The organism is Streptomyces sp. NPDC043878, assembly GCF_056435735.1.
Window position 1 is genome coordinate 662,592 of the sequence record NZ_JBWKDW010000001.1, and the last position, 12,063, is coordinate 674,654.

The window sequence follows — 12,063 nt, forward strand, 5'->3', positions numbered from 1 at the left end:
CACGGTCCGCCACCGTCACAACGACCGGAACCCCCTGCCCGGTTCCAGCCGGTACAGCCCCCTTCTTACCCCTCTCACACCGGACTCTTCTCCTCCCCCGACAGCCCACTCACCCCGCCCGCCTACGGTCCGGAGTCGTGCATGTGGCAGAAACGCAGCCGTCGACACCCGCCCGGCGCACCCAGCCGGCGGTGTCCGCCGATCCGGAACCCCCCGCCCAGTGGCATCGCGTCCTGACCCTGCTCGCCGACATCAGTCTCTTCATCGGGACGCGGTCGGTGTGGACCCAGGCCGCCGGCCACCGGCTCCCCGTGGCCGCGGTCGTCTCGGTCTGCTACGCCTCGATCCTGGTCTGCGGGGTGCTCGCCCTCGTGGTGCGCCGGACCCGGTCGCTGGCACGGCTCGACCTGTGCGTACTGATCACCGCCCTGACGCTCGCGCTGTGCGCGTGGGTGCTCTACCACAAGGGCTCCGACGAGGCGCTCCTCACCACCCAGGCCGCGCGGGAACTCGCCGCCGGGCACGCCGTCTACGGGCAGCCGTGGCCCTGGCTCTTCGGGCACGGGGTCGCCGTCACCCCCACGGTCAGCGGCGGCTACGACTACACGTACGGCTATCCGCCCCTCGCACCGCTGTTGACCGCGCCCCTGCTGTGGCTGGGCCACGGCGGCACCCCGGCCACGGCGGTGAGCACCGGCGCGCTCCTGACCGGCGCGGTCGTGCTGTGGCGCCTGCTGCCGGTGCCGTGGCGGCCGGCGGCGACCATGGTGTGCCTGGGCTTCGCGATGCTGCCCACCTACGGCCGGCTCGGCTACCCGGCGATCCTCGCGATGGCCCTGCTGGTGCCGGTGGTGGTGCGCTGGCCGCGGATCGGACGGGGCGGGCGGCTCGGCCCGGCTGGTGTGGCGCAGGCCGGCTGCCTGGGCGCCGCGTGCGCGGCGCAGCAACTGCCCTGGTTCCTCGCGCCGTTCCTGCTGGCCGGCATCTACGCGGTGCGCCGCGGTGAGCTCGGCGGGCGGGCCGCGGCGGGAGTACTGGGGCGGCTGGCCGGTGTCGCCGGTCTCGTCTGGCTGCTGATCAACACCTACTTCGCCGTCAGCGAGCCCGGCACCTGGCTCGGCGGCATCGCGCTGCCGCTCACGCAGGGCGCGACGCTGCACGGACAAGGTCTGATCGGCGTCTCGCTGTACTACACGAACGGCAGCGACCGGCTCGACTGGTACGGACACGCGAGCCTGCTGCTGGCCGCCGGTCTCCTCGCGCTCTTCGTGCTGTTCGTACGGCGGCTGGGCCCGGCGGCGACCGTACTGCCCTGGTGCGCCTTCTATCTGGCGACCCGTTCCCAGGACGGGTACTACCTGATGATGACGCCCCTGTGGCTGGCGGCCGCGGTCACCGCGCCCCCGGCGGAGTTCGCCGGCGCGTGGCAGCCGCGGTTCCGCCGGCTGTCCGGCCCGCACGGCCGCCCCGCGCGGGTCGCCGCCGTAGTGCTCCTGCTCCTGCCCGCGCTGGCGAGCGCGGCCCTGGCGGCGTCGGGGACACCGCCGCTGCGTATGCGGGTCCTCGCGGTACGACGGGTTTCGGCGACCGCCGTCTCCCGGCTGACCCTGCGGGTCACCAACACCGTCGGCAGCACCCTGACGCCCCACTTCACGCTCACCGCGGGGCCGGGCATGGACCCGTACTGGTCGGTGCTCCGGGGCCCCGCCGCGCTGCCCGCCCACACCACGGCCCTGTACGAACTCCGGCCGCCCGACGGGCGATACCACGTGCCCCGGGCCGGTGCCCGGGTGCGGCTCCGCGCCTTCACCCCGGCACCGCAGACGCTGTCGAGCGCCTACGTCCGGTTCCTGCCGGACGACGCACACCCCACCAGGTGACGCCGGGGTACGTGGCTCACGTCGGCGCCGGGTGGCCGGGGCGGGTGACCGGGCGCCGGCTCGGACTCAGGCGGCCGCTCGGGTGAAGCGGAGGGTGGTGGCGACCGTTGTCAGGCCGCGGATCATGCCCAGTTGGTTCCAGGTCAGGCCGAACTCGGCGCGATCCACCGTCACTTCGGCGTCCAGAGTGAACCCTGCGGCGTCGGACGCGCCGAGCCGGCCGGTGAAGGACAGCGGCCTGCTGACGCCCCGCACGGTCAACTGACCGACCACGTGTACGGCGTTCCCGTCACGGAGTTCGGCGCTGCGGGCCGCGAAGGTGATCTCGGGGTGGTTGTCGGCGTCGAAGAAGTCGGCGGAACGCAGGTGCGTGTCGCGCTTGGCGTTGCCGGTGTCCAGGGAGGCGACATCCAGGGTCACGGTGCCCACAGCGGACCCGTCGGGGCGGACCTCGCCCTGGCCGGCGACCGCGGCGAAGGCGCCCTTCACGGTGACGAGACCCCACATGGTCCGGTGCCGCAGGGCGACCCTGGACGCGGTCGGGTCGAGCTGCCACAGGCCGGTTTCCACAGCGACGGTCATGATCTTTCTCCCGCTCTCGCTCTTCGTACAAATTTGGATGACCTCACGCTAGCCCGTCATCCAAATCTGGACAACCCTCTAATCCAAAATTGAACAACAGGTACACTCGAACCATGGCCGATCCCGACGAGCACGCCACCGACCTGCCCGAATGTCCTTCCTCGCAGGGCGGCGGACTCCTGCCGACGGAACTGCGGGCGTGGATGCTGCTGGTGGGTGCCACGGGGGCGGTGGAACAGCAGCTGCGAGCCGTGGTGAGGGAACGGCTCGACGTCTCCCACGACGAGTTCCTGATCCTGTGCCTCCTGGCCGAGCAGCCGGGAGCGGGCCTGCGGATGACCCGGGTCGCCGAACTCCTGGGCCGCCCCAAGACCCGGCTCACCTACCAGATCGCCTGCCTTCAGCACGCCGGGCTCGTCACCCGCAAGTCGGTGTGCGGTGACAAGCGGGGCGTCGAGGTGGCCCTCACCGACAAGGCACGCAGGCTCCTCACCGACGCCTCCGGCGCCCTCGCCGAGACGGTCACCCGCGCCCTGGCCCAGTCCGTCGGCCCCGCCCAGCGCGCGGCGGTGTCCGGCCTCCTGCCGGACCTGGCCGGGGGGACGAGCGGGGCCTGAGGACCCGGGTTCCCCGGCCCCGTCGGCCGTCGCGGGCGGTGCACGGGTGCGACGGCGACGGCGACGGCGGCGGCGGCAGCCGGTCAGGCCGGGGGCGTGCGGGCGGGCCCGGGCGTGAGTGGGGGCTCGTGCCTGGGCGTGGACGGGGGTTTCAGGAGGGTGCGGCGCCGGGCTGCCGGCGGGTCCGTGGCGGGCGGTCGGGCGACGGACTCGTGCGGGTCGGCCAGCAGAGCGATGAGCGTCGCGCGGGCACGGGCCACGCGTGAGCGCAGGGTGCCGATGGGGCAGCCGCTCACCAGAGCCGCTTCCGCGTACGGCAGTTCGAGCAGCTGCGTGAGTACGAACGCCTCCCGCCGCTCGACGGGCAACGCCGCCAGCAGGTCGTGCAGCACCACCCCGTCGTCGAAGCCGGGCAGGCCCCGCGGCTGGGCGTGCTCGACGGCCAGCTGCCAGTCGGGCGCGTCGCTCAGCCGTGGCCGGGTGGCGGTCCGGCGGTAGCCGTCGATCACCGCGCGGCGGGCGATGGACAGCAGCCAGGCGCGGGCCGAGGAACGGCCCTCGAACAGGTGCAGGCTGCCGAGCGCCCGCAGGAACGTGTCCTGCGCCAGGTCGTCCACCGCCTGGGGATCGGCGCACAGATGGGCGACGTACCGCAGGACGTCACGGTGCAGGGCGCGCACGAACCGCTCGACGGCGTCCGCGTCACCGCCCCGGGCGGCCAGTGCCCATGCGGTGATCGACTCGTCGGAGGACACGGGTGTACGCCCGTGTCCCGGGCCGCTCGCCTCGCTGTTCCGCCGGCCGCTGTGTGGGGCGTGGCGGCCGGTCTGTTCTCCGACATGTGCGCCGCCTTGTTCGCCGACGCGTCCGGCGCCGCGTCCGCCGCCGCCTGTGTCGCCGTGGCCGCGCGGAGCGGTCGGGACAGGAGTGATCACCTGGGGTCCTTCTCGGGTCGTCCGGAGGCCGGACGAGGCGTGCGGGCGCGGTCGGTCGCGCGCCGGCGCGGTGGTCCGGTCGGTCCGGTGCAGGGGAACCGGCCGTACGACGCTCACGCGGGCGTACGGCCGAAGCCCGGGGCGCACAGGACCGCCCCGGGTCGCGGGCTGTCCTCAGACGACAGCCGTCCCCGGTGGTGGTCCCCGCGAGGTGATCGCGTGGACGAGAAGGAGCAGGCGGGGTGCCCGGCCCGCACGACGGCGGCGGACGTGCGGGCGTCGGCGGTGCGGCGGCGCGGGGAGCGCGAGCAACAACCGCAGCGGTGCGGCCAGCCGGGCGGCTACGGTCCGCAGGATGCGGAAGGCGGCCCGCTCCCCGTGCGCGAGCCACAGACCACACAGCAGCGCGGCGAGCAGGTGCGCGGCGAGCATGCCGACGGACGAGGTGATGCCTTCGGCCGTCGACTGCCCGAGTTGATGCATGTGGTCCATGGCCATGTGGGTCACGCCCGTGTGGTCCATGCCCATGTGCGTCATAGACGTGTGGTCCATGGCCATGTGGGTCATGGACGTGTGGCTCATGTCCATGTGGCCGGCGGGCATGTGGCCCATGCCGATGGGTTCGATCGGGGGCATGGACATCGCGTCCATGGGCGCCGCGTCCATGGAGGCAAGGGGAGCCCGACCCATGGGCATTGACCCCATGTTCGCACCCCACATGTCCGAACTCCACAGGTCCGAGCCCCACAGGTCCGGGAAGCCCATGTCGGCGTTCACCATGCCGGGGAACCCCACCGCGGCGAAACCGGTGGCATGTCCTTCCGGCTGGGCGAGGGAGAACGCCGCGTGGAGGGCCGTCTGCACGGCGACCACGAACGCCGTGACAGCCGGCAGGCCGCGTTCACGGCCGGCGAGACACCAGCCCGCGCCCGCGGTGGCGGCCAGGCCCACGGCCATCGCCCAGGCGGGCACGTGCCGGCCGGACATGAGGACGTGACCGAGGGCGGCGAGCAGCACACAGACGGCCGCGAACACCGCGGCCCGTACCGTGCGTGATCCCCACCCTGCGGTCATGGCGCCTCATCCTCGCATCCGGACCCCGGCCCTCGTGCTGTGCACGGGTGTACGGAAACCCCCCGTTCCTCGCTCAGCCGCCGGTGCGCGAGCGACCGCGCACGATGGCGAACGCCGCGGCCGCCAGGCCCAGTACGCCGACGATCACACCGGCGATGCCGAGGCCGCGCGCGGTCGAGTCGCTCGCCGAGGCCGTCGACTCGGAGGTGGTCGACTCGGAGGTGGTCGCCGCCTTGCCCGTGGCGCTCGCGGAGCCGGCCGGCTTGTCCGCCCCGGCCGCGGTCAACTGGAGGACCGGCGCCGGGTTCTCCGGTTCCTGTCCGTCCTGCGCCGCCTCCTCGATCCAGCGGACGACCTTGCCGTCGGAGTAGGTCTGGAGGGTCTTGAAGGTGAGCTTGCCGGTGGTGTCGGGGAGTTGGCCGAACGCGATGTCGAAGTCCTCGTACTGCCCCGGCCCGACCCGGCCGCCGGTCCAGGTGACCTCCGAGACGGCGTCGGTGATGGTGCCGTCGTCCGTCTTGACCGGGGTCTTGAGTTTCGTGGTCGTCACCTTGGGCGTCCAGCCGTCGTGCGGGGAGACGAGCACGCCCAGGACCGGGTGGTCGGTGGGCAGGAAGACCTGCACCTTCGTGGTGGCGGCGGTGTCCTCCTCGTTGGGGACACGGAAGGAGAGGACTCCGTCCGTGGCGCCCTTGGCGTAACTGTCCGGGTGGACGGTGACGTGCGCGGAGGCGATGCCCGCGGCGGTCAGGACCGAAGCGGCGGCCAGGGCGGTCACGACGCCGGTGCGGCGGAGGGTGGAACGGGTTCGGGACATGGGTGAGTCGATCTCCGTACTCATGAGGTGTGCGGGGACATTCCGTCAGATCGCGAAGGAGATCCCCGTCGGCGGGCCGCGCCGCTGCACCGCGTGCCGGAGCAGGACCTGCCGGAGCGACGCCTGGCCACCGGCCGCCGGGCGTACCGGACCGGGCACCGCCGGAACGCACCGCACCCCGCTGCTCACCTGCCACCAGGCGGCGAGCCCCGGTACGAACGTGACGGCCCTGCGCAGCAGCGACCACAGGGCCGCCTCGCCGCACCGCAGCCACCACGTCAGCACGACGGCGGCCGAGACATGGGCGACCGTGGCGTGGGACGTCAGCGCATGGGCAGCCGCCATGTGCGGATGCACCATGTGGGAAGACACCACGGGGCCATGCACCATGTGCGGATGCACCATGTGCGGATGCACCATGTGCGGAAGCGCCATACGCATGCCCCGCATGCCGCCCATCCCACGGGTCTCGCCCAACACCCCCATCCCCTGCCCCTGTCCGCACGTCGCGGCACGCGGTCGGACCGCGTCGAAGGCGAGGTGGAGGCCCCCCTGTGCCGTGAGCGTTCCGGCGCCGATGGCGGCGAGGGACCGCTCGCGGCCGCCGAACAGGTAGCCGGCCGCGCAGAGCGGCAGGAACGCGGCGGCCTGTGCCCACACCGGCGGCACCATCCCGGTCGCCAGTACGTGTCCCCCGGCTGCGAGCAGCACGCACCACGCCGCGAACACCGCCGCGCGCAGGCCGCGTACCGCCGGGGACGCCCTCATGGCGCCCGATCCTGCCACGCCGCACCCACCTCCCGGGGAGGAACGGCTGCTCCGCACACGTCTCCGGAGGGAAACGGTTCTCCCGGACCGACCGCAGCACACGCCCACGCCGCACACGTCGACACCACACATGTCGACACCACACATGTCGACACCGCACACCCACACCGCACACCCGCGCGGGGACGCGCCGGCCGCACGCCAACCGTTCCCCGGCCGCACGCCATTCCCCGGCCGCGTGCCGTACGCCGTGCGCCCACCATTGGCCGTACGCCAAGCACCGCCTCCCACGCCCCCGGGCACCCTCCCCCCTGACATGCGAACACCGCCCGACCTGGCACTAGGCTGCGGACAGGGCGCGGGCGGCCGAGGGGGTCCGTCGTTCTCTGCGCCTGTTCGTGCGGCAAGACGGAGTTCCGACAGTTGATGCGGTTCGAGGTACTGGGTCCGCTCCGGGTGCGTGAGGGGGAGAGGGAACTCGACCTGGGGTTCCCCCAGCAACGCGCCGTGCTGGGCCTGCTCGTGGTGCGGGGCGGCCAGCCCGTGACGGCTCACGGGATCGTCGAGGTGCTCTGGCCCGGGCGACCGCCGGCCAGCGCGGTCAACGTGGTGCGCCGTTACGTGGGGGCGCTGCGGCGGCTGCTGGAACCCGGGCTGCCGCCCCGGGAGCCCGGGCGGCGGCTGCCGCGCCGAACCGGTGGCTATGTGCTGGCGGCGGACGAGGACGAGGTCGACCTGCTGCGTTTCCGCGCCCTCACCAAACGCGGCAAGCGGGCCGCGGCCACCGGGAGGCCCGAGGTGGCGCTGCCGTACTTCGTCGAGGCGCTCGGCGCCTGGCGTGGGCCCGTCGCGATGGGCATCCCCGCGCCGGTGCGCGAGCACGCGGTGTTCGCCGCGGTGGAGCGAGAACTTCTCCAGGCGACGACGATGGCGGCCGACGCGGCGCTGCTGTGCGGCAGGACGGAGGAGGTCCTGCCGCGACTGCGTCAGGCCCTTCAACTCGACCCGCTGAACGAGTCGTTGCACGCCAGACTCGTCATGGGCCTCGCCGCCGCCGGCCTGCAGGCCCAGGCGCTGGACGCGTACGACGGCGTACGACAGCTGCTGGCAAGGGAGTTGAAGGTGGCGCCGGGTGCCGAGCTGGCTGCGGCGCACACCCGGGTGCTCCGCCAGGAGCTGCGGCCGGCCCGCGGCAGGAGCGGCCTGACACCGCACGCGGCGGAGCCCGCCGAGCCCGAACCACTCGTCCGGGCCGCCCAGTTGCCACCCGATCTCAAGGTGTTCACCGGCAGGCGCACGGAACTCGGCGTCCTGCGGGAGGTCGCCGGGTCGGCGCCGGACGGGACCGGGGCGCCCGCGACGGTCCTGATCACCGGGATGCCGGGGATCGGGAAGTCCACACTCGCGGTCCGCTTCGCGCACGAGGTCGCCGACCGGTTCCCGGACGGCCAACTCCACGTCGACCTGCGGGGGCACGCACCGTCGCGGGCGCCGCTGCGGCCGGAGGATGCCCTGCGCGGGATGCTCGCGGCGCTGGGTGTGACACCGCGGCAGATGCCGACGGAACAGGGCGCCCTCGCCGGCCTGTATCGCAGCCTGCTGCCGGGCCGGCGGCTGCTGGTGGTACTGGACGACGTCCTGGACACCGAGCAGGTCAGGCCGCTGCTGCCCGCCTCGCCCGGCTGTCTGACACTCATCACCAGCCGTAACGGCCTGTCCGGGCTGGTCACCTCCGGGGCCCGGCCGCTGCGCCTGGACCTGCCCTCGGCCCGGGACGCGCGGGCGCTGCTGGCGGCGCGGGTGGACCACGAGCGGCTGGCAGCCGAGCCGGTGGCGGTGGACGAGATCGTCGCGCGCTGCGGCCGGCTGCCGCTGGCCCTCGCGGGGGTGGCGGCCCGGGCCGTGACGCGCCCGGACTTTCCGCTCGGCGTGATCGCCGCCGCCCTGGGTGCCGCCGGGGACAGCCTCGACGCGTTCGCGGACCCGGGCGGGGAGGCCGACGTCCGGACCGCCTTCACCTGCTCCTACCGGCGGCTGCGGCCCGAGAGCGCGCGGCTGTTCCGGCTGCTGCCGCTGCACCCCGGCCCGGACCTCACCGCGGAGGCGGCCGCCTCTCTCACCGGACTCCCGGTCCGCACGGCCAGGCTCGTCCTCGACGAACTCGCCGACGCCCACCTCGTCGCCGAGCACGCCCCGGGCCACTACGTCACGCACGACCTGCTGCGGGTGTTCGCCGCCGAACCCGGCGCGACCCCCGGCCCCGCGGGCAGCCGGCCGCCGGGCTCCGGCCACGACTGTCACTCCTCCGTCACTTCTTTTGCACTTCCTCCTTCCTAGGCTCCACTCGAGGTGGAGGACGGTTCTTCAGCCGGGGTGGAAGCGAGGACAGATGGTGTGGCAGGAACAGGTGTGCCGGATGCCCATGGGCCTCGACATCGTCGTCACCGACCGGGCCCCGACCAGGCTGCCCGCCCCGGCGGACGGAACCGGGCGATCCCGGCCGGCGGCCCACCGGCTGGTCGTACGCGGCCCGGGCGAGTACCTCTTCGTCGGCGTCCGGGGTGGCACCACCCGCTCCCCCGCCGCCGCGACCGACACGCGGCGGCCCCGGGAGGTCCGCGTCGGCCCCGGGGACATCTGCTTCTACGACGCCGACCGGCCGCCGGCGCTCGACGCCCCCGAGGCCGTCCGGCTGAAGGTCTTCCTGGTGCCGCGTGAGGCGCTGGGCCTCGAGGAGGGCGACCTGCGGCAGGTCATGGCGGCCCCCGTCGGCCGGTCCTCGCGGCTGGGCACGCTGCTGTCGCCGTTCCTGTCCGAACTCGCCGACACCGTCTCCTCCTCCCGGCCCCCGGTCGCCGAGATGCTCGCCTGGAACGCCGTGAACCTCCTGGCCACCCTGGCGAACGGGCACCTGGGCGAGGACGCGACGGGCACCCCCCGCGTCCACTCACCGCTCATGACGCGCATCCAGCGCCACATCGACCTGCGTCTGGCCGATCCGGACCTGTCCCCCGAGTCCATCGCGGACGCCCAGCACATCTCGGTGCGCTACCTGCACCGCCTGTTCCAGGGCGAGGGCACCACCGTCGGCCGCTGGATACAGCGCCGCCGCCTGGAGGAGTGCCGGCGGGACCTGGTGTACCGGGTCCGCGACCGGCAGACGATCGCCGCGGTCGCCGGCCGCTGGGGCTTCCTGAGCGCCACGCACTTCAGCCGGGTGTTCCGGGCCGCGTACGGCATGTCCCCCAGCGAGTGGCGGGACACGGCAGGCCGGGGTGCGCGGGGACACCGCTCCTAGGACCGGGCAACCTGGCCACACCGCCGGCGCACGGGCTTCGGTCCTCGTGCGCTGTGAGGTCGACACCCGTGCACTCGTGGGCCATCCGCGGCCACGGGACGCCTCTAGCGTGGGGTCCGAAGCGCCACGGCACAGCCGACTGCCGCCCCAGGCGCGTCCCGTCATGCCCCACGGCGCAACACGCCACGGCGCAGCAACGAAACACAGGAGCACCAGATGTCCTACACCTTCGAGCCGGTTCAGCCTGTGCTGGAGCCGGCGGCCGCCGCGTTCGCCGAGGCGACAGCGAACCCGCCGTACCTGTTCGACCTGGCGCCCGCCGAGGGCCGCAAGGCGGTCGACGAGGTGCAGTCGGGTGAGGTCGTGATGCCGGCGGTCGACGAGGAGTGGGTGAGTGTCGAGGGTGGTCCGACGGGCGGTGTCCGGGCGCGTGTGCTGCGGCCGGCCGGCGCCACGGGCGTCCTGCCGGTGATCCTCTACATCCACGGTGCGGGCTGGGTGTTCGGCAACGCCCACACCCACGACCGTCTGGTGCGGGAACTGGCCGTCGGCGCGGGCGCGGCGGTGGTCTTCCCCGAGTACGACCTCTCCCCGGAGGCCCGCTACCCGGTCGCCATCGAGCAGAACTACACCGTCGCCCGGTGGATCGTCGAACAGGGGGCCGACCTGAACCTCGACGGCTCCCGGCTGGCGGTGGTCGGCGACTCCGTCGGCGGCAACATGAGCGCCGCCCTGACCCTGATGGCCAAGGAACGCGGCGACGTCCCCCTGGCACAGCAGGTGCTGTTCTACCCGGTCACCGACGCCGCCTTCGACACCGGCTCCTACCACCAGTTCGCCGAGGGCTACTTCCTGCGCCGCGACGGCATGCGGTGGTTCTGGGACCAGTACACGACAGACGAGGCCGAACGCGCGCAGATCACCGCCTCCCCGCTGCGCGCCAGCACCGAACAGCTCACCGGCCTGCCCCCGGCCCTGGTCATCACCGGCGAGGCCGACGTCCTGCGCGACGAGGGCGAGGCCTACGCCAACAAGCTCCGCCAGGCCGGCGTCCCCGTCACCGCCGTCCGCTTCCAGGGCATCATCCACGACTTCGTCATGCTCAACGCCCTGCGCCGGACCCACGCCGCCGAAGCCGCCATCACCCTCGCCGTCACCACCCTGCGCACCGCCCTCCACACCGACTGACGTCCTCCGACACGCCCACATCCCCCGCCCCGCCCACAGGGAAGAGAACCCGCCATGTCCACCACCCCCACCGTCCTCCTGGTGCACGGCGCCTTCGCCGACGCCGGCAGCTGGTCCGGCGTCATCGCCGAGCTGCAGAACCACGACATCCCCGTGATCGCACCGCCCAACCCGCTGCGCGGCCTGGCGTCCGACGCCGCGTACGTCGCCTCCGTGGCCGCCCAGATCGACGGCCCGGTCGTGCTGGTCGGCCACTCCTACGGCGGTGCGCTGATCACCGTGGCCGGCACGACGGAGAACGTCGTCGGGCTGGTCTACATCGCCGCCTACGTCCTGGAGGAGGGCGAGAGCCTCGGCGAACTCCAGGGCCGCTTCCCGCTCTCGCAGCTCGTCAGCAACCTCAGGGAGTGGACCTACCCCAGCGACGGCGCGGAGCCCACGGTCGAGGTCACCATCAAGGCCGAGGCGTACCCGGAGATCTTCGCCGCGGACGTCCCGGCGTCCGTGACGAAGGTGCTCGCGGCGGCGCAGCGACCGCTGGCCGCCGGCGCGTTCGCCGAGACGGCCTCGGCGGCCGCGTGGCAGACGAAGCCGTCCTGGGCCCTCGTGGCCGGCGCCGACCAGGCGATCAACCCCGAGGTCGAGCGCTTCGGCGCCAAGCGGGCGGGCGCCACGATCGTCGAGGTGGAGGGCGCCTCGCACGCCGTGGCGGTGTCCCAGCCCCAGCAGGTCGCCGACCTCATCCGCGAAGCCGTCCGCGCGACGAGCTGACGGCTGACAGCTCCCGGCTGACACCCGACGGCTCACGGCTCACGGCTCACGCCTGACGGCTCACGGCTCACGGCTCACGGCTGACGGCTCACGGCTCACGGCTCACGGCTGACGGCTCACGGCTCACGGCTGA

General features: G+C 73.6%; 11 protein-coding genes. 6 read left to right on the forward strand and 5 right to left on the reverse strand.

Going from position 1 to position 12,063, the window contains the following annotated elements:
• The first annotated feature begins 143 nt into the window (after positions 1-143).
• Positions 144-1,880 (forward strand): hypothetical protein, encoded by a 1,737-nt coding sequence (locus AC07AZ_RS02795; RefSeq protein WP_478843423.1) that lies wholly within the window; start codon positions 144-146, stop codon positions 1,878-1,880.
• A gap of 66 nt (positions 1,881-1,946) precedes the next feature.
• On the opposite strand, the gene AC07AZ_RS02800 is transcribed toward AC07AZ_RS02795, so the two are convergent.
• Positions 1,947-2,462, reverse strand: a complete 516-nt coding sequence (locus AC07AZ_RS02800) for a YceI family protein (protein WP_478843081.1) — start codon at positions 2,460-2,462, stop codon at positions 1,947-1,949.
• 113 nt (positions 2,463-2,575) lie between these two features.
• Here AC07AZ_RS02800 and AC07AZ_RS02805 point away from each other — a divergent pair, with 113 nt between their 5' ends.
• On the forward strand, positions 2,576-3,079 hold the full coding sequence (locus AC07AZ_RS02805) for a MarR family winged helix-turn-helix transcriptional regulator (RefSeq protein WP_478843083.1): 504 nt from the start codon (positions 2,576-2,578) through the stop codon (positions 3,077-3,079).
• 83 nt (positions 3,080-3,162) lie between these two features.
• Here the strand turns inward: AC07AZ_RS02805 and AC07AZ_RS02810 are convergent, their stop codons facing one another.
• The 4 genes from AC07AZ_RS02810 to AC07AZ_RS02825 all read right to left on the reverse strand — a co-directional run bounded on the left by AC07AZ_RS02810 (position 3,163) and on the right by AC07AZ_RS02825 (position 6,673).
• The gene (locus tag AC07AZ_RS02810) at positions 3,163-3,834 is read right to left on the reverse strand and encodes a sigma-70 family RNA polymerase sigma factor (RefSeq protein WP_478843085.1); all 672 of its coding nucleotides are present in this window, start codon (positions 3,832-3,834) and stop codon (positions 3,163-3,165) included.
• A gap of 354 nt (positions 3,835-4,188) precedes the next feature.
• On the reverse strand, positions 4,189-5,088 hold the full coding sequence (locus AC07AZ_RS02815; protein WP_478843087.1) for a hypothetical protein: 900 nt from the start codon (positions 5,086-5,088) through the stop codon (positions 4,189-4,191).
• A 73-nt stretch (positions 5,089-5,161) separates the two neighbouring features.
• Entirely contained in the window at positions 5,162-5,905 is a 744-nt protein-coding gene (locus AC07AZ_RS02820; protein WP_478843089.1) for a YcnI family copper-binding membrane protein, read from the reverse strand.
• Positions 5,906-5,950: 45 nt separating this feature from the next.
• Positions 5,951-6,673 carry a hypothetical protein gene (locus AC07AZ_RS02825; RefSeq protein WP_478843091.1) on the reverse strand — a complete coding sequence of 241 codons (723 nt, stop codon included), beginning with the start codon at positions 6,671-6,673 and terminating at the stop codon, positions 5,951-5,953.
• A 426-nt stretch (positions 6,674-7,099) separates the two neighbouring features.
• Between AC07AZ_RS02825 and AC07AZ_RS02830 the strand changes: the two genes are divergently transcribed.
• From AC07AZ_RS02830 to AC07AZ_RS02845, 4 genes are all read left to right on the forward strand, one after another.
• Positions 7,100-9,010 (forward strand): AfsR/SARP family transcriptional regulator, encoded by a 1,911-nt coding sequence (locus AC07AZ_RS02830; protein ID WP_478843093.1) that lies wholly within the window; start codon positions 7,100-7,102, stop codon positions 9,008-9,010.
• A gap of 52 nt (positions 9,011-9,062) precedes the next feature.
• Positions 9,063-9,971 (forward strand): helix-turn-helix domain-containing protein, encoded by a 909-nt coding sequence (locus AC07AZ_RS02835; RefSeq protein WP_478843095.1) that lies wholly within the window; start codon positions 9,063-9,065, stop codon positions 9,969-9,971.
• 216 nt (positions 9,972-10,187) lie between these two features.
• A complete protein-coding gene (locus AC07AZ_RS02840) occupies positions 10,188-11,159 on the forward strand; it encodes an alpha/beta hydrolase (RefSeq protein ID WP_478843097.1) in 972 nt (323 codons plus the stop codon).
• A gap of 54 nt (positions 11,160-11,213) precedes the next feature.
• A complete protein-coding gene (locus tag AC07AZ_RS02845; protein WP_478843099.1) occupies positions 11,214-11,930 on the forward strand; it encodes an alpha/beta fold hydrolase in 717 nt (238 codons plus the stop codon).
• The last annotated feature ends 133 nt before the right edge of the window (positions 11,931-12,063 follow it).

Excerpts from the sequence above, each read along its gene's own strand:
- AC07AZ_RS02800 (WP_478843081.1), bottom strand. The coding sequence starts at position 2,462 with ATGACCGTCGCTGTGGAAACCGGCCTGTGGCAGCTCGACCCGACCGCG.
- AC07AZ_RS02805 (WP_478843083.1), top strand. The coding sequence starts at position 2,576 with ATGGCCGATCCCGACGAGCACGCCACCGACCTGCCCGAATGTCCTTCC.
- AC07AZ_RS02815 (WP_478843087.1), bottom strand. The coding sequence starts at position 5,088 with ATGACCGCAGGGTGGGGATCACGCACGGTACGGGCCGCGGTGTTCGCG.
- AC07AZ_RS02820 (WP_478843089.1), bottom strand. The coding sequence starts at position 5,905 with ATGTCCCGAACCCGTTCCACCCTCCGCCGCACCGGCGTCGTGACCGCC.
- AC07AZ_RS02825 (WP_478843091.1), bottom strand. The coding sequence starts at position 6,673 with ATGAGGGCGTCCCCGGCGGTACGCGGCCTGCGCGCGGCGGTGTTCGCG.
- AC07AZ_RS02830 (WP_478843093.1), top strand. The coding sequence starts at position 7,100 with ATGCGGTTCGAGGTACTGGGTCCGCTCCGGGTGCGTGAGGGGGAGAGG.
- AC07AZ_RS02835 (WP_478843095.1), top strand. The coding sequence starts at position 9,063 with ATGGTGTGGCAGGAACAGGTGTGCCGGATGCCCATGGGCCTCGACATC.
- AC07AZ_RS02840 (WP_478843097.1), top strand. The coding sequence starts at position 10,188 with ATGTCCTACACCTTCGAGCCGGTTCAGCCTGTGCTGGAGCCGGCGGCC.
- AC07AZ_RS02845 (WP_478843099.1), top strand. The coding sequence starts at position 11,214 with ATGTCCACCACCCCCACCGTCCTCCTGGTGCACGGCGCCTTCGCCGAC.